This is a genomic window from Acinetobacter sp. A1-4-2, assembly GCF_040233925.1.
Taxonomy (GTDB): Bacteria; Pseudomonadota; Gammaproteobacteria; order Pseudomonadales; family Moraxellaceae; genus Acinetobacter.
Genome location: NZ_CP157981.1, coordinates 2,858,545 through 2,878,730, shown reverse-complemented (window position 1 = coordinate 2,878,730; position 20,186 = coordinate 2,858,545). Strand labels below are relative to the sequence as shown.

Genomic DNA, 20,186 nt, shown 5'->3' with positions numbered 1-20,186 from the left:
ATGGCTGAACTCTTGACGTTGGCACGCCCATACGCTAAAGCAGCATTTGCTTACGCTTCTGAGCAAGGTGCAACTGACGCTTGGTCAAATGCATTAACTTTGCTCAGTGCTGCGGTGCAAGACGAAGCATTTTCAGCTTACTTAAATCGCCCTGAGCTTACTCCTGCAGAGCAGGTAAGTGTTTTTGCTAAAGTTTTAGGTGAAGATCAAACCGCAGCAGTGTCAAACTTTTTGACATTGCTTGCTGAAAATGACCGTTTGACTCTTCTTCCTGAAATTGAAACAGAATACGAACAGCTCAAATCACAGAATAACAACACTGTGGATGTTGTGATTGAATCAGCATTCCCATTGTCTTCTACACAAGAACAACTACTTGCAGATGCGTTGAAAAAACGCTTTAACGCTGCGGTAAATGTTTCTGTAGAAGTTAAACCAGAATTAATTGCTGGTGTAGTTATTCGTGCAGGCGACCAAGTGATAGATGATTCTGCGCTTAACAAGCTTGAAAAAATGCGGACTCGTCTTCTTGCGTAATTATTTATAAAAAATTACTGCGTAAAAGAAGACTGAACTTTAAAAAGATTGAGGTATAGCGCAATGCAACAACTGAATCCATCCGAGATCAGTGCGCTCATTAAACAGCGTATCGGCGATCTGGACACCAGCGCGACCGCTAAGAACGAAGGGACCATTGTTATGGTTTCCGACGGTATTGTGCGTATTCACGGCCTTGCTGATGCAATGTACGGTGAAATGATCGAATTCGACGGCGGCTTATTTGGTATGGCACTGAACCTAGAACAGGATTCAGTGGGTGCCGTTGTCTTAGGTAACTACTTAAGCCTTCAAGAAGGTCAAAAAGCGCGTTGCACAGGTCGTGTATTAGAAGTTCCGGTTGGTCCAGAACTTTTAGGCCGTGTAGTAGATGCTTTGGGTAACCCGATTGATGGTAAAGGCCCTATTGATGCAAAACTTACTGATGCTGTTGAAAAAGTAGCACCAGGTGTAATTTGGCGTCAATCAGTGGATGAACCTGTACAAACTGGTTATAAATCAGTAGATACAATGATCCCTGTAGGCCGTGGTCAACGTGAGTTGATCATTGGTGACCGTCAAACTGGTAAAACAGCAATGGCGATCGATGCGATCATCGCTCAGAAAAACTCTGGCATTAAATGTGTATACGTAGCTATTGGTCAAAAACAATCGACTATTGCTAACGTAGTACGCAAGCTTGAAGAAACTGGCGCTATGGCGTACACAACTGTTGTAGCTGCAGCTGCAGCTGATCCTGCAGCAATGCAGTATCTAGCTCCTTATGCTGGCTGTACAATGGGTGAGTACTTCCGTGACCGCGGTGAAGACGCGCTTATCATTTATGATGACTTGTCTAAACAAGCTGTTGCTTACCGTCAAATTTCATTGCTTTTACGTCGTCCACCAGGTCGTGAAGCATATCCTGGTGACGTATTCTATTTACACAGCCGTTTACTTGAACGTGCTTCTCGTGTATCTGCTGACTACGTTGAGAAATTCACTAACGGTGAAGTTAAAGGCCAAACTGGTTCATTAACTGCATTGCCGATTATTGAAACTCAAGCCGGTGACGTATCTGCATTCGTACCAACCAACGTAATTTCGATTACTGATGGTCAGATCTTCCTTGAAACATCATTGTTCAACGCAGGTATCCGTCCTGCTGTGAACGCGGGTATATCTGTATCTCGTGTTGGTGGTTCTGCTCAAACCAAGATCATCAAGAAATTGTCTGGTGGTATCCGTACCGCTTTGGCGCAATATCGTGAATTGGCAGCGTTTGCTCAGTTCGCTTCTGACCTTGACGAAGCAACTCGTAAGCAACTTGAACATGGTCAACGTGTAACTGAGTTAATGAAGCAAAAACAATATGCTCCTTACTCAATTGCTGACCAGGCTGTTTCAATTTATGCATCTAACGAAGGCTACATGGCTGACGTTGAAGTGAAGAAAATCGTTGCATTTGATGCTGCGTTAATTGCTTACTTCCGTTCAGAACACGCTGCAGTAATGCAAAAAATTGACGAGACTGGTGCTTGGGACAAAGATATCGAAGCTGAATTCAAAGCTGGTATTGAAAAGTTCAAAGCGACTCAAACTTACTAATTTAGCAACTTGCTAGATTAGTGTTGGTTTGGTTCACGGAATCAACCTTCGAGGGCTCGAAAGAGCCTTCGAATACTAGGTTAAGCGTATGGCAAATTTAAAAGAAATTCGCGCCAAAGTAGCTAGTATCAAAAGCACGCAGAAAATTACTCGCGCGATGCAGATGGTAGCAGCTTCTAAGATGCGTCGTGCGCAAGAGCGCATGGCTCAAGGCCGTCCGTATGCCGAAAATATGCACCGTGTAATTGCTCACTTGGTCCAAGCGAATCCTGAATACAAACACCGTTATATGGTTGAACGCCCAGTTAAGCGCGTTGGCTATATCATTGTGTCATCAGATCGCGGCCTTGCTGGTGGCTTGAACATTAACCTGTTCAAGAAAGTGGTAAAACACGTTCAACAGCAACAAGAGCAGTCAATTGAAGTTCAATTTGCTTTAATTGGTCAAAAAGCGGTTTCGTTTTTTAAAAACTACGGCGGTAAAGTGCTTGGTGCAACTACAAACGTAGGTGATGCACCAAGTCTTGAACAGTTAACTGGTTCTGTACAGGTGATGTTGGACGCTTACGATAAAGGCGAGTTAGATCGTATTTATCTGGTGTCAAACGGCTTTGTCAATGCCATGACTCAAAACCAAAAGATCGAACAGCTCGTTCCTTTAGCAGCTGCTGAAGAAAGCGAAGGTCTGAACCGTCAATACGGTTGGGACTATATCTATGAACCAGAAGCTGAAGAGCTTTTAAATGGTTTATTGGTTCGTTACATCGAGTCTATGGTTTATCAAGGCGTGATTGAAAACATCGCGTGTGAACAGTCTGCACGTATGGTTGCAATGAAAGCTGCAACGGATAACGCGGGCGAGCTGATCAAGAGCCTACAACTTATTTATAACAAGCTGCGTCAAGCCGCGATTACTCAGGAAATTTCTGAGATCGTTGGTGGTGCCGCTGCCGTTTAACATTATTAGTTTGAATTGAGGAGACAGCAATGAGTAGCGGTCGTATCATTCAGATCATCGGCGCGGTTATCGACGTCGAGTTTGAACGTAACAGCGTTCCTAAGATCTATGACGCTCTCCATGTTGATGGCACTGAAACTACATTAGAAGTTCAGCAACAACTTGGTGATGGCGTAGTTCGTACTATTGCAATGGGTTCTACTGAAGGCCTTAAGCGTGGTTTGAACGTAACTAACACTGGCGCGCCTATCTCTGTACCTGTAGGTACTGCATGTTTAGGTCGTATCATGGACGTTCTTGGTCGCCCTATCGACGAAGCCGGTCCAGTTGCCACTGAAGAACGTTTGCCGATTCACCGTCAAGCACCTTCTTATGCTGAACAAGCAGCATCTACTGACCTTTTAGAAACTGGTATTAAAGTAATTGACTTACTTTGCCCGTTCGCTAAAGGTGGTAAAGTTGGTCTGTTCGGTGGTGCCGGTGTTGGTAAAACTGTAAACATGATGGAGTTGATCAACAACATCGCTAAAGCGCACTCAGGTTTATCTGTGTTTGCTGGTGTTGGTGAGCGTACTCGTGAAGGTAACGACTTCTATCACGAGATGAAAGACTCTAACGTACTTGACAAAGTAGCGATGGTTTACGGTCAGATGAACGAGCCACCGGGTAACCGTTTACGCGTAGCGTTGACTGGTTTGACTATGGCTGAGTACTTCCGTGACGAGAAAGACGAAAACGGTAAAGGCCGTGACGTACTATTGTTCGTAGACAACATCTACCGTTATACACTGGCAGGTACTGAAGTATCAGCACTTCTAGGTCGTATGCCATCTGCAGTAGGTTACCAACCGACTCTTGCAGAAGAGATGGGTGTTCTTCAAGAACGTATTACATCGACTAAGTCTGGTTCTATTACGTCAATCCAAGCGGTATACGTACCTGCCGATGACTTAACAGATCCATCGCCTGCTACTACCTTCGCTCACTTGGACGCAACTGTAGTCTTGAGCCGTGACATCGCATCTTCTGGTATTTACCCAGCGATCGATCCACTTGACTCTACTTCACGTCAGTTAGATCCATTAGTTGTAGGTGCTGAGCATTACGAAATTGCTCGTTCAGTTCAAAACGTTCTTCAACGTTATAAAGAATTGAAAGACATCATCGCGATTCTTGGTATGGACGAATTGGCTGAAGAAGACAAACTTACTGTATACCGTGCACGTAAGATCCAACGTTTCTTCTCTCAACCGTTCCACGTAGCTGAAGTGTTTACTGGTGCTCCTGGTAAACTTGTACCGCTTAAAGAAACAATTCGTGGCTTTAAAGGTCTTCTAGCTGGTGAATACGATCACATCCCAGAACAAGCGTTCTATATGGTTGGTGGTATTGACGAAGTGATTGCTAAAGCCGAGAAACTTTAATTAGCTACCTAATTTAGGAGATTCTCATGGCGACTATGCAATGTGATGTTGTAAGTGTTAAAGAGTCTTTGTACTCAGGCACTGTAACTATGCTAATTGCTAAAGGTGCTGGTGGTGAGTTGGGTATTATGCCCGGCCATGCTCCGCTAGTAACTTTACTCAAGCCGGGCGCAATCCGCGTTCTGCTTGAAAATGGTACAGAAGAGTTAATCTATGTATCTGGTGGTGTACTTGAAGTTCAACCGCACGTTGTTACAGTACTTGCAGACACTGCAGTACGTGCTGACAACCTTGATGAAGCAGCAATTATTGAAGCTCGTAAACAAGCTGAACAATTGCTAGCAAATCAAAAGAGCGACTTGGACTCTGCTGCTGCGCTTGCTGCTCTTGCAGAAACTGCTGCACAGCTGGAAACCATCCGCAAAATCAAAAACCGCGCTCAATAAGACACGGTTTAAGATTGAAAAACCACCCGATAAGGGTGGTTTTTTTATTTTTAAATTCTTTTTACTTCCCCAAGAGATTATTCTTGCTTAAAAAGCAGAGTGAATTTTCTATATTTAATTCTATTTTTCTTTAAAGAAAGCCTGTCTGAGCTGAGCTAACAACAGATCACTCACTTTGTCATCTTGTGTCTTAATCAGTTGCTTTAATTTTTCAGCTTTGGGTGTATCTTCCGGAACGATAATTTCTTCTCTGGATTGATCAGCATATGAAATAGGTTGCGGGTTTGCTGTGGCTAGATTGGATGAAGCGGGATATTCAACATGCCAAAGCTGAGTTGAAAGCGCCATGATGTATTTATATTCATCCGTATCTGGCTGAAAACGTTTATACAGTTGCAAATCTTGTAATGCTTCTAAACGATTACCTGGGGCAGTGGAGGAAGGATTTTTCCCTTCGACAATGATCGGGTGAATTTCATGTTGCATCAAATGGTAGTCAAGCCAGTCACCAAGCAGGTTGTGGTCAATATCTGCAACATAATCGCTGTTTTGCTGGACCAACTGTTGTAGCCGTTGCAATACGCTCATTTCTTGTTGTTGAAGTGCGTAACGTGCTTCAGTGTCCAGTTGTTGCAATTCTTTCATGGGCAAATCTAAAAAACGTTGTTGCTGTTCAAAAGCATCAACAATATTGCTTTGATGGAGATTATTCCATTGCTGCAAGGCATGAATTTCCAGCTGTTGAATTTCTTTAAATGCTTTGCTTTTGTAGTGACTGAGCTTAATACGTTGAATATTTTGTTGATTAAGTTCAATTCGTTGTTTGATATATTCAACATAAGGACCAGTTTGCTTTGGGCTGACCGGTTGGATGACATCCACCAATAACAACTGCTGTTGTTGATTATGTTTGAGCCAGTCTTGAATCAGTTGCACATCTTTGAGGGGGTGAGAAAAAAATTGATTTAAGCGTGGGATAGCTTTTTCAGGCATGATGAAATGCAACACGCCATACGTCATGATTGTTAAACAGACCACCACTAGAATCATTTTTTTCATATTATAAAATTTTTTCTGTGTTTGCTATTTATACATATAATAGAAAAAATGAGGAGTGGCTAACGTTTTTTATAAAAAATATTAATTATATATAGTGAAAATGGAAAACAGAGCAGTGTTAATAAATGTTTAGCTTAAAAGCCTCTCATTCCCCCTTCATTCAAACTTGGTATCTCTACCTTTTTAGATTACCCATGCGCATGTTTTTACTTTAGGAAAATTGGCTTTTGCCGGGTTATTTCAAGCCAAACAATTTCTATTTCATTTTAACAGTGCAAAAATAATATCTAAAGTTGCATAGCTTATAAGCAGGTATTGGGTATAGATTAAAAGTATCTACTTTGAACGCTTATGGTTTTAGATGAACCTTATCGAACATGAACCGCACTTTTGGGAACTTTACCAAGAAGATATTTATTATTACCTTGGTATTGCAGTGGATATGAGCTCGGTCGTATCCTGCTGGGACTTGGTTTTAACGCAAGATGAAATCCTGGCTTATAAACAGTACGGTCGGAAGAGTATTGAGGAACTGACAAAGTCGATGGTTGCTTCTGTATATAAGGGTGATTTTTCTGCTATGGAAAGCCGTCTAGCCTCATCTAAAGAAAAACAAGCGATGCAGGCTGCTTTTAAACAATGGCGTGTACAGTCAAATCTATGAGTCGGTAAGAATGAACCTCGTTGCTAAGATGAAAAATCACCTTTAATAATTATGTTTACTCTCTATAAATCTTAGTAAAAATCTGAGTTAAATGCGACATGTCTAGTTCTTATCCGTTGCCCGAATCCCGACTTTAGCAAGATCGGCTATCCCTTGCTGTTATTTATAGTCTTACCAGGGATTTTTTTCAAATCGGCTTCAACTAAGAAACAATTATTTTAGAGCCGGCCCCCCCCTTGTACTGCTGAACGGCAAGCACATCTAAAGTGATCAAATCCGATACAAATCCACTCATTTTGATGATTTATTGTTCGATATAGTAGAGCTGTGGCTCCTCTAACAAGAGTCTTCTCAGTATGCATAATATGGAGAACATCAATATGGCGAATACAATGAAAGCCGCGGTGGTTACGGCATTTAACCAGCCGCTGCAAATACAAGAGCTGGAAATTCCGAAAATCAGTCCGGGCAAAGTACTGGTGAAAATTATTGCAACAGGTGTTTGTCATACCGATCTGCATGCCATGCATGGGGATTGGCCGGTAAAACCGACTTTACCTTTTGTTCCAGGACATGAAGGCGTGGGTGAAGTCATTGAGGTCGGTGAGGGTGTAGAGCATTTAAAGGTCGGCGATATTGTCGGTGTTCCGTGGCTGTATTCTGCATGTGGTCATTGCGATCATTGCTATGCAGGCTGGGAAACCTTGTGCAAGAAGCAGCAAAATTCGGGTTATTCAGTGAATGGCAGTTTTGCTGAATATTGTCTGGCAGATGGTGACTACGTCGGCGTGATTCCTGAAGGTGTCGATTTGCTGGAAATTGCTCCAATTCTGTGTGCTGGCGTGACAGTCTATAAAGGCTTAAAAATGACTGAGGCCAAAACTGGAGATTGGGTGGCCATTTCTGGGATTGGTGGCCTAGGTCATGTGGCAATTCAGTATGCCAAGACCATGGGCTTTAATGTGGTGGCAATTGATGTGGATGATTCTAAACTGGAATTGGCTAAAAACTTGGGTGCCGATGTGACCATTAATGCCCTGAAAGTGGATGTCAAGGAAGAAGTCATGAAAGCCACAGGTGAGGGTTGTCACGGTGTTTTGGTGACCGCGGTATCGCCAAAGGCATTTGAACAGGCTGTGGCAATTGTTCGTCGTGGTGGTACTATGGTTTTAAACGGTTTGCCAGCGGGAACCTTTGACTTGTCGATTTTTAATATGGTGCTGGAAGGGATTACCGTGCGCGGCTCGATTGTCGGAACGCGTCTGGACTTGAAAGAAGCACTGGATATTGCAGCGCGCGGCAAGGTCAAGGCGCATATCCATGTGGAACCGCTTGAGAATATTAACGATATTTTTGAGCGTATGGAGCAGGGTAAAATTGATGGCCGTATCGTGATTGATATGAGACTTTAATCTTCAATTTAAACAGACCAATTCTGCAGGACTGCTGAATTGGTCTTTATTTTTAGAGGGTTTATCTACAGGGGGATTAACTTTCCTGATCGGATTTACTTTGACCTGAATCATTCTGACTTTCAGGAATCATCATGCCGGCCAGTTTAATCATTTCCGTCTGGATCGTACCCATTTGTTGTTCAATTTTCTTGAAATCGACCTGAGTCAAGTTGATCTCGCCATTTAAAAACGGGGTAGCTAGTACTTGCTGATTGGCCTGCATTACATTTTGACGAATCGAATCAATTTCCTGGCTTTTCAGGTTCAAGCTGCTGAGAGCCTGATCAAAACCTTTTAACTGGGCTTTTAAGGATTCTGCAGTGCTTTGTAATTGCTGCTGATCATGACTGGAAACGGCCGTTTCTAAATCCGATTGGCTTTGTTTGAGCTGTTCAATATAGTCACCGGTTTTCAATTGCATATCGGCAACATCACGGACAATATAAAACATGTTACCGCTTTTCAGTTCGGTTTTAGCTGAGGCTTCTGTAGCTGACGGGGTAGAGACCTGTTCGGAGACTTCGCTGGATGTTTCTTTTTCTGTTGAATCCGGTGTACTGGCTTGTTCACAACCAATCAGCAAAAGGCCCGCACTAAACATCACAAAAGGAGAAACCGCATTTTGGATGAATTTTTTCATATCTCTTTCATTTCAGCTTCAATCAATACATCACAATATAGGGACAGAATGTGGAGAAAAAACTAATTGTTGCAAAGTGATAACAAATATTTTGAATATAAGCGCTTGAGTTATTAAAAAAGAGCGCTGCAGCGCTCTTAACTTTACATAAATGACTAAGCTCAATTTGTCATAATTTTCACAATACTGTGATTGAGCGTGTTAATCAGTACATAGTCGCCATTGACGCGAATCCAGCGCTGGTTTTTGCCCGGTTTACTCAGATTTTTATAACGCTTATGATCAATTGCATAGCCTTTACCATAATAATGTGAAGGCAGGGCTTGGCCGGCTTTCCAGTCGCGGGATGGTTTTAAAACCCGGTTTTGTACGACTTCATGATGACGCTGTTCAGCGTGCTGTTGGCCATGTGCGTCACCCGGATGCATATTTTGGGCATGGTCGTTATTTTCATGGGCATGAGCAGGTGGCGCGGCGATTGCTGCAGGTGCTGCAAGCACGGCAGTGGTTAAAGCAAAGAGTCCAGCATGTACTAGTTTTTTCATGGGTTTACCTACGCTTAAAATAGCTGTCAGCCAATATTTTTATTTCACCTCTAAGTTAAAGAGAAAACGTGAATAATCCATTGTATAAATGTAATTTGCCGCCTGCTCTGAAGCATTGATGGCATGGAACTCTCTGAATTCCTGCCTTGATTTGAATCTGCTAATTTCTGGGGACAACCAGCTCCGATGTCCCTTTTCTGGCTGATCGGGAATTTTCAAAGTGCTAGGGCAATCGGCTTTCATTATCCGTCAGTAGCGTGTTTTGTCTGGTGATGATTTTGATCGGCATCTTATTCATGGAACAGGTTGTTTCACTTGTGTGATTATAAAAACTGCTGATAGAAATAGCCTAATGTTCGTTCAGTTTTGGGTCATGTTTAACAGACATCATATTTGGACAGTTTTTTGAAAGTTAAAATGATTAGAGAAAAATAAAGCCGACTTCAGCCTGAATTAAACAAGCTGAGCCGGCCAGTTTAGAGCATGCTTTTATTTGGCAAGTTCTGCATTAATCGCATCGACAATACGCGGATCATCGGCTGTGATGTCCGGGGCAAAGCGGGCAACCACTTCCCCTTTTTTATTGATCAGGAATTTTTCAAAGTTCCATAATACTTCAGGTGGCTCATTTGGAGTCAGGCCATAATCGACCAGATCTTTCCACCAAGGTCCTTCGCCAATACGTTCAGGAATGGCCTGAGTCAGGGTTTGATAAAGTGGATGCTTATCTTCACCTGCTACGGAAATTTTAGAAAATAGCGGAAAATCCACCTGATAATTCAAAGAACAAAATTCCTGGATTTCTGCATCAGAACCCGGTTCTTGAGCCAGGAAATTATTGGCAGGAAAACCTAAAATTTCCAGTCCTTGGTCTTTCTTTTCTTTATACAGTTTTTCTAAGCCTTCATATTGCGAGGTTAAACCGCATTTAGAGGCGACATTCACCAATAGCAACACTTTGCCTGCATATTGATTTAAGGTGATGTCCTGTCCGGCAATGGTCTTGACCGGAATATCATAAACAGATTGGCTCATGAGAAAGTCCTTGAATATTTGAATTTGAATGACTGCTTTGTTTTAAAGCTTATTGGGTCGATCGACAAGTCTTTATTGAGATATGGATAGAAATCTTTCATGCAGGGTAAATAAAAACAGGCCAATCGACCTGTTTTTATCATGCAATACATTATTGTGCGGTTTTGACTTTGTTTTCCAGAGCCTGCATGTCGGCGACCAGTTCTTTTTGCAATTGCGTTGCCCGGTCTCGCAGTTCAGCAATTTTTTTCATATCCGGTTTTTCGGCAATACTTTCTTCAGAAAGTTCGATACCCAGATTATTGGATTCTTTAATTTTGCCACGTACTTTGTCTAGCTCGGTACTTTTCAGGGCTAAAGCATCCAGATCCTGGTTAAAGTTCGCAATATAGGTTTTCATTTCTGCAATGATCGTATTTAGTGCGGCTTTATCATTTTTTTGCGCAGCCTGATTGGCTTTATTTTGCAAGTCTAAAGCCTCTTTGGAGCGATTTTGGGAGAGGGTCTGGATTTCAATTAAATCATTTTTAATATCTTTGACATTGTTTGTACTCAGCGCTGCGGTTGCAGGTTGTGTACTTGCAGGGGAAGATGTTGTGGTTGCTGACGATGCGGGTGCTTCATTGGGTTTTTTCTCACATGCCGTTAATGCCAGAGCGGCAACACAGAGTGAAGCCAGTAAGGGTGTTTTCATATCGCATCCTTATAGATCCAATGAAAACACCAGATCTAAATATTAAAATAAACATAAAAATGTTAAAAAAATCGTGAGGCTCTATTTAATAGAGTGCTGTCATCAAAATGGCATAGGACTTTAACCAGTGACTAGGGCATTTTTGTTGTTAAGCTGCTGCAAATTGCAAAGCAGTTATTTAAGTTCATGTAAGTATTAAGTATCACGTAGTTGTGCAGGTGTTTGTTCGGTATAGCGTTTAAAAAACTCAATAAAGCTGGAACTGTGCTGATAACCCAGCTCATAGGCCAATTTTTTCACTGTCTTGCCTTGGCGAATTTGAGCGATTGCATATAAAATTTTGGCCCGATTGCGCCATTCCGATAAGCTCAATTGTAATTCTTGCTGGCTCAAGCGCAGTAAATGTCGTTCGCTCATAGGCGAGCCGCTGAGAAGTTGCTGCAAACTCTTGTGAAATAGCTGTGGATTGGCCAATTGCTGTAATAGCGGCTTAAGCAAAACATGGTTGGTTTGCGGTAAATAGTGATCATATGCCGCTGCAGTTTTTAGTTGATCCATCAGTACCAGTAATAAATGCTGATAATGTAGTGTGGTTATAGCCTGCTGTTTTTGCTCTAAGATTTCATGCACCAAATGCCGAAGAAAGGGGCGAATACTTAAGGTTTTGGTGCAAGGTGCAAAATGCTGACATAAGCAAGGATGTACTCGAATACAGATATAGTGGGTGATTTGTTCATCTAGTGCGATAGAGGTATGTGCTGTTTGTGGAGGGAGCCAGAGACCATAATTGGGTGGCGACAGATAAATTTCTCCTTCAATTTCATATTCCAGAATACCATTCAAACTAAAGTTGAAATCACCCCATAATGAACTGTGTGGCGCAATAATTTCATCTTTCTGATAAAAGAAATCATCCACTTCTATATAATTTTGAATCTGCTGGAGCATGTGAATGTCCTTGATTTTTATGTATGCGTACTTTCATGCCTGAAAGATCTTGGGTGTCATTTCAATCATCACAACCCAATGCTTCAGTGTCCTGAGCGCAGTATTAATGTCTGAAATTCGATATTCTAATTATTTCAGACTTCAGTAAAAATAAAAACTGAACATTCAAGCAGGGTACAGGGCATGACACAGCAACACAAAACAGTCTGGTGGGCATTTGTTTTGCCATTACTTGCAGTTTTAATCTGGTCGATGAACATTACCGTAACCCGTTATGTGGCAGATTATATTTCTCCGGTTAGCATCAGTTTCTATCGCTGGCTGGTAGCTTTTATCGTCTTAACCCCGTTTATGCTGTGCAAGGTCTGGCGTGAACATCAGCTGGTTTTGACACACTGGAAGCAGCTCGCCGTTCTTGGTGCTTTTGGTATGGTGTTGTATCAAGGGTTGGGCTATAGCGCAGCGCATTATACCACTGCGACTAACATGGGCATTATCAATGCCTTTATTCCAGTATTTACCATTTTTGTGTCCATGCTCATGCTGAAGGATATGCCTAACCGTTTTGCCGTTGTAGGCAGCATGCTGTCTTTTACCGGTTTGCTTTATGTCATGGCTCAGGGAAATTTTACCCATCTGCTGCAATCTGGTGGACATCCAGGCGATATCATGATGGTACTGGCGGTATTTTTTTATGCGTTTTATGGCGTTTTCCTGAAAAAATGGCAACTGCAGATTCCCTTGCTGATCAGTCTTTATGTTCAGATTATTTTTGCCTTGCTTTACCATTTGCCCTTCGTTTTATACTTGGGGCTGGATGCAATTGATCAACACAATGTAAGCAGTGTGCTGTATGCCGGTATTTTCCCATCTTTGATTGCACCATTGGTCTGGATGTTGGCGGTACAGATGATTGGACCGAATCGCACCAGTATTTTTATGAATTTAATGCCGGTCTGTACGGCCATTATTGCCAATCTGTGGTTAGGTGAAGCATGGACCGTGTATCACAGCATGGGTGGTCTGGTCATTTTATTGGGTATTTTATTGGCCCAAAAGAAAGATCGGGTAGTAACAACAGCAAAATTAAATGCATAAACGTAAAAACAACAGATTAAAAAACAGACAAATAAACTGGTTTTATCATTAATTTTTATGGAAATAAAGTCTGAGTCGTAGTTTTAAAAAAGTATTTAAAATGGATATTTAGCTAAAAGATAATTAAAAAATAGTGAGATAATTTAAATTATTAATAAAAAGTGATAAATATTTGATAGTTTTTAGCTGTCTTTTAAGATAAATAATATATTTGTATAAAGAAATTAATTATTACATAATATTTATATCGTGAATGTTTAAGTTATTCTTAACAATCTTTAAACCTTCGCAACCAGATTTACATACCCTCTGGATGTGATTTATGCACATCCTTTTTATGCTCAACCATCCCTATATGGTTGAGCTTTTTTTTGCCTGAAAATAGTATTCAGTCCGTATTATATCAAAATGATCCGCATTAAGCGCGGATCACTTCACCTGTTTCAGCATCCACAATACGGCTAGGTTCTTTGCTTAAACCTAAATCGCCATTTAAATAATCTACTTGGCTGGAAAAATATTGGCTGGCTTCCTGGAGGGAGCGGGCAGGGTTTTCTCCTGCAGGATTGGCACTGGTCGAGACAATAAAACCGTTAAAGGCATTGCACAGTGCGACACATAAGGGGTGGGTAGTGACCCGCACCGCTACTTTGGGATGGTTGCCTTTAATCCATGCCGGAATATGGTTGCCTGCAGGTAACAGCCAGGTGGTTGCACGCTCAGTCGGAGAGCGATGACTCCATGAATCAATGACCTGTTGGCGCATTTCCGCAGTCAGCGGTTTTAACAGATGTTCTACCTGTGCAATTTGTGCTGCCAGGAGAATTACCCCTTTTTCAATGGGGCGTTGCTTTAAACGTAGAATTTCCAGGAACGCTGGTTCGTTAAAAGGATCACAGCCTAAGCCCCAAACTGCCTCTGTGGGATATGCTAAAACATGTCCCTGTTTTAAACATTGAGCAGCTTCGGCAACAGAGGTGCTAATCATCAGACCTTTCTCTTCAAATTGATTAAAGCGCTATTGTGAACCTTATTTGCCTGGACGACAACGTAGATACATGCCAGCTTGTTGGGTGCACAAGCCAAGTAATTCCAGTTCCATCAATTGGCTGGTCAGGGTGGCAATGTCTAACTGCAGTTGAATGACCAGCTCATCCAGAAGTTGCCCGACCCAGTCCAGCTGATTGTACAAAACGCTTAAATGCGCTGGCAGTTCGGGCTGGGCATCCAAAGGGGCAAGTTTGCTGGCCTGTTCGCTGTGCTGTTGAGTATGCCATTGTGTCGGCAGGGCCAGATCTTCAATCACCTGTTCAGGATGATCGACTAAAATGGCACCTTCACGAATCAGTTGATGGCAGCCTTGATGATGCTCGCTATAAATATGTCCTGGAATGGCAAAGATCAATTTGCCTTGTTCCGCTGCCCATTTCGCCGTGATTAAAGAACCACTTTTCAGTGCAGCTTCTGCCACAATCACGCCGAGGCTTAAGGCACTGACAATGCGGTTGCGCCGCGGAAAATGCTGCTGTAAAGGAGGGGTTCCGGGTAAGAACTCGGTGATTACCGTACAGGCCTGAGCAAGAATCTGCTGTCGCAACGGCTGATTTTGACTGGGATAGGTCAGGTCCAAGCCTGTACCCATCACGGCAATGGTGCGATTGTACTGCAAAGCACCCTGATGGGCGGCTTCATCAATGCCTTGTGCCAAGCCACTGCTGATATAAAAGCCTTTTTCACTGAGATAATAAGCAAAGTCATAGGTCACCTGGCGTCCGTGATTGCTGGGTTTACGGCTACCGACAATGGCAATTTGTGCTTGTAACAGGGCTTGGGCATTGCCCTGACCAAACAGGATCGGCGGCCTATCGGCATAGGGCAGCAGTTGCTGCGGGTAGTGTGCATCATCCTGCAACAGTACAAAATCACTCTGTTTTTGAATCAGATCAATACAATGTTGAAATTGCCGCTGTGATTCAGGAAGGTGAAAATCTCGCAGCCGCTGAATATGATTTTTGTGAATGCCAAGTTTTTGCCATGTTTCAATTTGGTCAGGCTGCGTTGCTTCGGCCAGATGGGTATAGTATTCCTGGATTTTATAAAAGCTGGGCAGAGAGTGCTGTACCAGAAACCATACGCGAATGTAATCCAGCTGCAAGGAATTTAATGAACTGAGCATAATGAGACCTTTAAAGATGTCTTCTTTTTATTGTTTAAATTATTATTTAAAAAATAAGGCTGAATCTCAGCCTTATTTTATTTTGATTGAAGGATTATTCATCCATTAGTGGTGGCTGGATGCCAGCACCGACTTTAATTGGCAATTCGCTATCCAGTACATAGGCATAACTCAGGTTATCAAAGCTCTTGAATACCATGATGTTACCAATGCGCTGTCCAGGGAGTTGAATACGCTCTTTGGTTTTCGGGTCAGTCACGACTTCGCCTTTCTGGCTCACCGTCAATACCTGTCCAGCTTGAACGCCTTGCAAACTACCACGGTCAATCGTCACTACACTGTGTTTCGCAGCAGTGCCAATTGATCCCATCACGCGAACCACTTGGCCACCGGCAACCACATCTTCAGCATTGGTTGGGTAGAACAAGGTTGGAAGCATTGGATCGTATTCAGGCAGTACGCGGTCACCACGACGAACTTCTGAATTATAGGTATCTGTCAGTTCAAGCGTAGTAATGTCATTTTCACCACGGATGGCAATGCCAGATGCCACCTGAATCAATTCAAGACCGGCATTATATTTTTTGCCTTTTGCATCGGTAAACATATACGGTTCACCTTCACGGTAAACGGCATAGCGTTGACCCACTTCCAGACCATTACCGCGCGCATAAACGGTTTGACCTTTGGCAGCTAGAACACGTTGGTCCGCCGTGCCTAAAATGTATGGCGTACCTGTGATGGATTCAGGTGGAACAATGGTGCTGCGTTCTAACCACTGCTTGATGTGTTCCAGCGGAATGACTGGAATGGCATTGTTTAATGATTCTACCCGAACCTGAGGTTGTAACTTGGTGCCACCGGTATAACGACGGATAATCCCTTCACAGCCATCACCTTCATCTTTACCAATAATTGGTTTGCCGTTATAGGTACACATGAGCAGGCGGTCGCCCGGGAAAATCCAGTGTGGGTTTTTCACATGCTTATTGCTGGCCCAGATTTCAGGCCAACGTACTGGATTCTTCAAAAATCTTTTGGAAATATCCCATAAAGTATCGCCTTTTTTCACCACATAAACTTGTGGTGCTCCGGCTTTTAATGCAGGTGGATTGATATTACGGGCAGGTGCTGCTTCAGCAATGCTGACCATGCCAGCCCCAACACTTACACATACGGTAAGTGCCAACAATTGTTTTTTAAACCCCAAGGCACTAAAAGTTGGCATGCCCTTCAAAACCTTTTTCATTATCATAATTCCTAAAATTATGTATGTAGTTGCGTTATAATAACGATATTACACACATTTTTTTGATGAAGCATTCCTTCATTTTGTTTTTTGATCAATGGCATAAGTGAGGACACCGTATGGCCTTATTACCTATTTTAAGTTTCCCGGATCCCCGTCTGCGTACCATTGCTAAACCAGTCGAAGAAGTTACTGATGAAATTCGTCAGCTCGTAGCCGATATGCTTGAAACCATGTATGAAGCCCCAGGTATCGGTTTGGCTGCTACACAGGTGGATCGTCATATTCAGCTGATTGTCATGGATTTATCTGAAAATAAAGATCAACCCATGGTCTTTATTAACCCCAAAGTTACGCCATTAACTGAAGAAACTCAGCCTTATGAAGAAGGCTGTCTGTCAGTGCCCCAAATATACGATAAAGTTGAGCGTCCGTCACGTGTAAAAATCGAGGCAATTAACCTTGAGGGTCAATCATTTGAGCTGGAAGCGGATGAACTTCTCGCTGTTTGTATTCAACATGAAATGGATCACTTAAATGGTAAATTATTTGTCGATTATTTATCGCCTTTAAAACGTCAACGTGCACGTGAAAAAGTGGAAAAAGTAGTGCGTCAGCGCCAAAAAGAAAAAGTCGCGGTGAAACGCTAATCCATACAACTTCCGGATTAAATAGTTTAAAAAAAAGCCCAATTTAAATTGGGCTTTGTTATACTGGCCGCCGACAAATTTTAGGATTTGCCTGTGCTTTTTCGTAGTGGTCTACTGCTATCTTGTATAGCCGTATTTTTACAGATTGCTGTGTTTTTACAGCCTTTGCTGCCGAAGCAATATCAGATTGCTCCGGTCTGTGAAACCATTACGCGTGCATTATTGCAAAAACCTGCTTCACCGTACATTCCCGCATCCACACATGCACATCATCAGCTGCATCAAGATCATCAACAGCAGCCTGTAGAACATGGCCATCATGATGCCGATCATCAATGTCAGTATTGTACTGTCTACGGCAATCTGGTTTTGCCTCCTGAACTGGAGGTCAAAGAAGTTTTAGACCGTATTCAAGTACGCTTATTGGCATTCCAGAAGACTTTTAGTCATGTCTGGTTTGTTTTACAGCGACTATTTCTTCTTCCTCAAGGGCGAGCCCCGCCAACATTCGCTTAAACCATGTTTTATACGCCGGGTCTTCACTGACTTAGGCACAGTTATATTTATGATTTAAGTGAGAAATAAAATGGCTCAGCCAAAATTCTTTTTACAGCCTCTTGCGGCTGCAATTTGTGTTGCCGGTTATTCAGCGGCTGTATTTGCGGAGCAACAAACGACTACTGTTCAAACCTTAGCGCCGATTGTGGTAACTGCTCATCAGGGCAATGATGCCAATGGTTTGATTGTGCATGCCGATCCCAAACAGCCGATCCAGCCGATTCCGGCGACAGATGGTGCAGATTATCTGCAAAGTATTGTCGGTTTTAGTTCAGTCAATAGCGGTGCCGGAACCAATGGGGATGTCACCTTCCGTGGTATGTTTGGTTCACGGATTAAAATTTTGACCGATGGTACGGAAAACCTCGGGGCATGCCCAAGTCGTATGGATTCACCGACGTCGTATATTTCCCCGGAAAGCTATGACCAGATCTCGGTGATTAAAGGACCGCAGACGGTGCAATATGCCAATACCGGTTCGGCTGCGACGGTTATTTTTGAGCGTGGTCCGGAAACAGAATTAACGGCTGAAAAAAATTATCGTGGTCAGGCCAGTGTGCTGCTCGGTTCTTATGGTCGTCTGGATCAGAATGTGGAAACGGCAATCGGCGATGAAAAAAAATATATCCGCCTGAATACCAATCGTTCTGTGTCGGATAGTTATAAAGATGGTGATGGCACCACTGTTCCATCGGATTGGGAACGCTGGAATGCCGATGTCGCATTGGGTTGGACACCGGACGAAAATACATGGATCGAACTGAGCGGGGGAAAAGCCGATGGTGAAGTGGTGTATGCAGGCCGTGATATGGATGGCTCTAAATTTGCCCGGGAAAGTCTAGGCTTGCGATTTGAGAAAAAGAATATCAATGATGTGATTAAAAAAGTTGAAGGGCAAATCAATTATAACTTTAACGATCATGTCATGGATAACTATAGCTTACGAGACGTTCCTGCGGCTGATAAATCCATGAATGTGACGCGCCGTACGCTGAATACCCGTCTTGCAATGACCAGTGAATGGGACAAGTTTCAACTCGTATCAGGTGTGGATTCACAGCAAAACCATCATGCCGGTGGGATGAGCTCTGCCATGATGAATATGCCCGTGAAGACAGATATGAAGTTTAATTCCTATGGGGCATTTGGTGAATTAAGTTATCAGATGACTGAACAACATAAGTTGGTCGGTGGTGCACGCGTTGATGATGTTAGTGTGGAAAAACTGGCAAAAGGGGTGAAGCGGACTGAGACCATACCAAGTGCCTTTTTACGCTTAGAAAGCCAGCATCCAGATCATAATGCCAAAAGCTATCTTGGTATTGGCTATGTTGAACGCATGCCGGATTATTGGGAACTTTTTAGAACTGATTATGAAGGTACGATGCATACCTTCAAACGCTTGGACACTGAAAAAACCTTACAATTGGACTTAGGTTATCAGCATCAGCATGGTGCATTAAATACTTGGGCTTCAGCTTATGCTGGGCTAATCAATGATTTTATCTTGATGACTTATGATCCAACCAAGATGACCAGTATGATGGCCAATGCAGCAGATTCACGTAATGTGGATGCAACCATTGCTGGTGCAGAAGCGGGTATTGGTTATCAGTTTACCGATGCAATTCAGGCGGATGTGAGTGCGATGTATGCGTGGGGTGAAAATACCACAGACAATACACCGTTACCACAGATTGCACCTTTAGAGGCACGTATCAACTTACGTTATATTCAAGACAACTATACTCTGGGTGCATTATGGAGAATAGTGGATGATCAAAGCCGTATCAGCCAGAATCAAGGCAATATTGTCGGTAAGGACTTTAAGAAAAGCGCAGGTTTTGCCACTTTATCCCTAAATGGAACTTATCATTTACGAGATGGTGTTGATTTGTCAGTCGGTATTGATAACGTGCTTGATAAAACCTATACCGAGCATCTAAATAAAGCTGGCAGTGCTGGCTTTGGTTTTGATAGTGATGAACAGTTTAACAATATTGGACGTAACTATTGGGCACGGGTGAGTATGAAGTTCTAATTTGTCTTTAAATTAGGCAAAAAGCAGGAGTATTCTCCTGCTTTTTTGGTTTTTATTTTATAAAATTTATATTTTTCATTAGCTTAGATTAAGGTGATATTTCTAAATAAAATAATGAATATTTTTATTTAAATAATTTAATCATATAAAACATATACTTATTTATTTGATGGTTTATAAAATAGACACCCGATTCAACTGCTTTAAAAAAGGAGTTGCAAGCGCATTAAAATGCTGTAGAATGCACATCCATCGGCGGTGATGAAGATTAAAACTTCTGATAAAACAGCAACTTAGTTAAAATTGATTGAGTTAGGTTTTGGAAAGAAAGTTTAAAATAATTTGAATTACTGATTGACACTGAGAATATCTAGTGTAATATAGCCGACCTAGCTTGCTGGT

General features: G+C 42.4%; 20 protein-coding genes. 11 read left to right on the top strand and 9 right to left on the bottom strand.

Annotated elements, in window-relative coordinates:
- From ABJ384_RS13880 to ABJ384_RS13860, 5 genes are all read left to right on the top strand, one after another.
- Positions 1-537: a F0F1 ATP synthase subunit delta gene (locus tag ABJ384_RS13880; protein WP_166171993.1), complete on the top strand. Its 537-nt coding sequence runs from the start codon at positions 1-3 to the stop codon at positions 535-537.
- A gap of 63 nt (positions 538-600) precedes the next feature.
- Positions 601-2,145, top strand: a complete 1,545-nt coding sequence (atpA, locus tag ABJ384_RS13875; RefSeq protein WP_086196639.1) for a F0F1 ATP synthase subunit alpha — start codon at positions 601-603, stop codon at positions 2,143-2,145.
- 88 nt (positions 2,146-2,233) lie between these two features.
- Positions 2,234-3,103, top strand: coding sequence for a F0F1 ATP synthase subunit gamma (gene atpG / locus ABJ384_RS13870; protein WP_086196638.1), 870 nt, complete (start codon positions 2,234-2,236; stop codon positions 3,101-3,103).
- A 29-nt stretch (positions 3,104-3,132) separates the two neighbouring features.
- On the top strand, positions 3,133-4,527 hold the full coding sequence (atpD, locus tag ABJ384_RS13865) for a F0F1 ATP synthase subunit beta (protein WP_086196637.1): 1,395 nt from the start codon (positions 3,133-3,135) through the stop codon (positions 4,525-4,527).
- Positions 4,528-4,553: 26 nt separating this feature from the next.
- Entirely contained in the window at positions 4,554-4,973 is a 420-nt protein-coding gene (locus ABJ384_RS13860) for a F0F1 ATP synthase subunit epsilon (RefSeq protein WP_086196636.1), read from the top strand.
- Between the two features lie 120 nt (positions 4,974-5,093).
- On the opposite strand, the gene ABJ384_RS13855 is transcribed toward ABJ384_RS13860, so the two are convergent.
- Positions 5,094-6,032, bottom strand: a complete 939-nt coding sequence (locus ABJ384_RS13855) for a hypothetical protein (RefSeq protein WP_200223496.1) — start codon at positions 6,030-6,032, stop codon at positions 5,094-5,096.
- Between the two features lie 361 nt (positions 6,033-6,393).
- Between ABJ384_RS13855 and ABJ384_RS13850 the strand changes: the two genes are divergently transcribed.
- On the top strand, positions 6,394-6,696 hold the full coding sequence (locus tag ABJ384_RS13850; protein WP_200223497.1) for a hypothetical protein: 303 nt from the start codon (positions 6,394-6,396) through the stop codon (positions 6,694-6,696).
- A gap of 380 nt (positions 6,697-7,076) precedes the next feature.
- Entirely contained in the window at positions 7,077-8,108 is a 1,032-nt protein-coding gene (gene adhP, locus ABJ384_RS13845) for an alcohol dehydrogenase AdhP (protein WP_086196633.1), read from the top strand.
- Positions 8,109-8,184: 76 nt separating this feature from the next.
- On the opposite strand, the gene ABJ384_RS13840 is transcribed toward adhP, so the two are convergent.
- The 5 genes from ABJ384_RS13840 to ABJ384_RS13820 all read right to left on the bottom strand — a co-directional run bounded on the left by ABJ384_RS13840 (position 8,185) and on the right by ABJ384_RS13820 (position 12,012).
- Positions 8,185-8,790 carry a hypothetical protein gene (locus ABJ384_RS13840; protein WP_200223499.1) on the bottom strand — a complete coding sequence of 202 codons (606 nt, stop codon included), beginning with the start codon at positions 8,788-8,790 and terminating at the stop codon, positions 8,185-8,187.
- A 161-nt stretch (positions 8,791-8,951) separates the two neighbouring features.
- Positions 8,952-9,335: an RcnB family protein gene (locus tag ABJ384_RS13835; protein WP_200223500.1), complete on the bottom strand. Its 384-nt coding sequence runs from the start codon at positions 9,333-9,335 to the stop codon at positions 8,952-8,954.
- A 489-nt stretch (positions 9,336-9,824) separates the two neighbouring features.
- Positions 9,825-10,370 carry a glutathione peroxidase gene (locus ABJ384_RS13830; protein WP_349928014.1) on the bottom strand — a complete coding sequence of 182 codons (546 nt, stop codon included), beginning with the start codon at positions 10,368-10,370 and terminating at the stop codon, positions 9,825-9,827.
- A gap of 151 nt (positions 10,371-10,521) precedes the next feature.
- Positions 10,522-11,064: a hypothetical protein gene (locus ABJ384_RS13825; protein WP_349928012.1), complete on the bottom strand. Its 543-nt coding sequence runs from the start codon at positions 11,062-11,064 to the stop codon at positions 10,522-10,524.
- Positions 11,065-11,259: 195 nt separating this feature from the next.
- Positions 11,260-12,012, bottom strand: coding sequence for a helix-turn-helix transcriptional regulator (locus ABJ384_RS13820; protein ID WP_349928010.1), 753 nt, complete (start codon positions 12,010-12,012; stop codon positions 11,260-11,262).
- A 183-nt stretch (positions 12,013-12,195) separates the two neighbouring features.
- Here ABJ384_RS13820 and ABJ384_RS13815 point away from each other — a divergent pair, with 183 nt between their 5' ends.
- Complete coding sequence (locus tag ABJ384_RS13815) at positions 12,196-13,110, top strand: DMT family transporter (protein WP_349928008.1); 915 nt, start codon at positions 12,196-12,198, stop codon at positions 13,108-13,110.
- Between the two features lie 418 nt (positions 13,111-13,528).
- Here ABJ384_RS13815 and ABJ384_RS13810 read toward each other — a convergent pair whose 3' ends face one another.
- From ABJ384_RS13810 to ABJ384_RS13800, 3 genes are all read right to left on the bottom strand, one after another.
- On the bottom strand, positions 13,529-14,098 hold the full coding sequence (locus tag ABJ384_RS13810) for a Sua5/YciO/YrdC/YwlC family protein (RefSeq protein WP_349928006.1): 570 nt from the start codon (positions 14,096-14,098) through the stop codon (positions 13,529-13,531).
- A 42-nt stretch (positions 14,099-14,140) separates the two neighbouring features.
- Positions 14,141-15,286, bottom strand: coding sequence for a DNA-processing protein DprA (gene dprA / locus ABJ384_RS13805; RefSeq protein WP_349928004.1), 1,146 nt, complete (start codon positions 15,284-15,286; stop codon positions 14,141-14,143).
- 94 nt (positions 15,287-15,380) lie between these two features.
- A complete protein-coding gene (locus tag ABJ384_RS13800) occupies positions 15,381-16,535 on the bottom strand; it encodes a LysM peptidoglycan-binding domain-containing protein (RefSeq protein WP_349928002.1) in 1,155 nt (384 codons plus the stop codon).
- 119 nt (positions 16,536-16,654) lie between these two features.
- Here ABJ384_RS13800 and def point away from each other — a divergent pair, with 119 nt between their 5' ends.
- The 3 genes from def to ABJ384_RS13785 all read left to right on the top strand — a co-directional run bounded on the left by def (position 16,655) and on the right by ABJ384_RS13785 (position 19,784).
- Positions 16,655-17,185, top strand: coding sequence for a peptide deformylase (def, locus tag ABJ384_RS13795; protein WP_086196623.1), 531 nt, complete (start codon positions 16,655-16,657; stop codon positions 17,183-17,185).
- Positions 17,186-17,278: 93 nt separating this feature from the next.
- Entirely contained in the window at positions 17,279-17,701 is a 423-nt protein-coding gene (locus ABJ384_RS13790) for a DUF2946 family protein (RefSeq protein WP_349928000.1), read from the top strand.
- 70 nt (positions 17,702-17,771) lie between these two features.
- Positions 17,772-19,784 carry a TonB-dependent copper receptor gene (locus ABJ384_RS13785; protein ID WP_349927998.1) on the top strand — a complete coding sequence of 671 codons (2,013 nt, stop codon included), beginning with the start codon at positions 17,772-17,774 and terminating at the stop codon, positions 19,782-19,784.
- Positions 19,785-20,186: the final 402 nt, after the last annotated feature.

What these genes read in the sequence shown, in the direction of transcription:
- ABJ384_RS13880 (WP_166171993.1), top strand. Translation starts at nt 1, where the DNA reads ATGGCTGAACTCTTGACGTTGGCACGCCCATACGCTAAAGCAGCATTT.
- atpA (WP_086196639.1), top strand. Translation starts at nt 601, where the DNA reads ATGCAACAACTGAATCCATCCGAGATCAGTGCGCTCATTAAACAGCGT.
- atpG (WP_086196638.1), top strand. Translation starts at nt 2,234, where the DNA reads ATGGCAAATTTAAAAGAAATTCGCGCCAAAGTAGCTAGTATCAAAAGC.
- atpD (WP_086196637.1), top strand. Translation starts at nt 3,133, where the DNA reads ATGAGTAGCGGTCGTATCATTCAGATCATCGGCGCGGTTATCGACGTC.
- ABJ384_RS13860 (WP_086196636.1), top strand. Translation starts at nt 4,554, where the DNA reads ATGGCGACTATGCAATGTGATGTTGTAAGTGTTAAAGAGTCTTTGTAC.
- ABJ384_RS13855 (WP_200223496.1), bottom strand. Translation starts at nt 6,032, where the DNA reads ATGAAAAAAATGATTCTAGTGGTGGTCTGTTTAACAATCATGACGTAT.
- ABJ384_RS13850 (WP_200223497.1), top strand. Translation starts at nt 6,394, where the DNA reads ATGAACCTTATCGAACATGAACCGCACTTTTGGGAACTTTACCAAGAA.
- adhP (WP_086196633.1), top strand. Translation starts at nt 7,077, where the DNA reads ATGGCGAATACAATGAAAGCCGCGGTGGTTACGGCATTTAACCAGCCG.
- ABJ384_RS13840 (WP_200223499.1), bottom strand. Translation starts at nt 8,790, where the DNA reads ATGAAAAAATTCATCCAAAATGCGGTTTCTCCTTTTGTGATGTTTAGT.
- ABJ384_RS13835 (WP_200223500.1), bottom strand. Translation starts at nt 9,335, where the DNA reads ATGAAAAAACTAGTACATGCTGGACTCTTTGCTTTAACCACTGCCGTG.
- ABJ384_RS13830 (WP_349928014.1), bottom strand. Translation starts at nt 10,370, where the DNA reads ATGAGCCAATCTGTTTATGATATTCCGGTCAAGACCATTGCCGGACAG.
- ABJ384_RS13825 (WP_349928012.1), bottom strand. Translation starts at nt 11,064, where the DNA reads ATGAAAACACCCTTACTGGCTTCACTCTGTGTTGCCGCTCTGGCATTA.
- ABJ384_RS13820 (WP_349928010.1), bottom strand. Translation starts at nt 12,012, where the DNA reads ATGCTCCAGCAGATTCAAAATTATATAGAAGTGGATGATTTCTTTTAT.
- ABJ384_RS13815 (WP_349928008.1), top strand. Translation starts at nt 12,196, where the DNA reads ATGACACAGCAACACAAAACAGTCTGGTGGGCATTTGTTTTGCCATTA.
- ABJ384_RS13810 (WP_349928006.1), bottom strand. Translation starts at nt 14,098, where the DNA reads ATGATTAGCACCTCTGTTGCCGAAGCTGCTCAATGTTTAAAACAGGGA.
- dprA (WP_349928004.1), bottom strand. Translation starts at nt 15,286, where the DNA reads ATGCTCAGTTCATTAAATTCCTTGCAGCTGGATTACATTCGCGTATGG.
- ABJ384_RS13800 (WP_349928002.1), bottom strand. Translation starts at nt 16,535, where the DNA reads ATGAAAAAGGTTTTGAAGGGCATGCCAACTTTTAGTGCCTTGGGGTTT.
- def (WP_086196623.1), top strand. Translation starts at nt 16,655, where the DNA reads ATGGCCTTATTACCTATTTTAAGTTTCCCGGATCCCCGTCTGCGTACC.
- ABJ384_RS13785 (WP_349927998.1), top strand. Translation starts at nt 17,772, where the DNA reads ATGGCTCAGCCAAAATTCTTTTTACAGCCTCTTGCGGCTGCAATTTGT.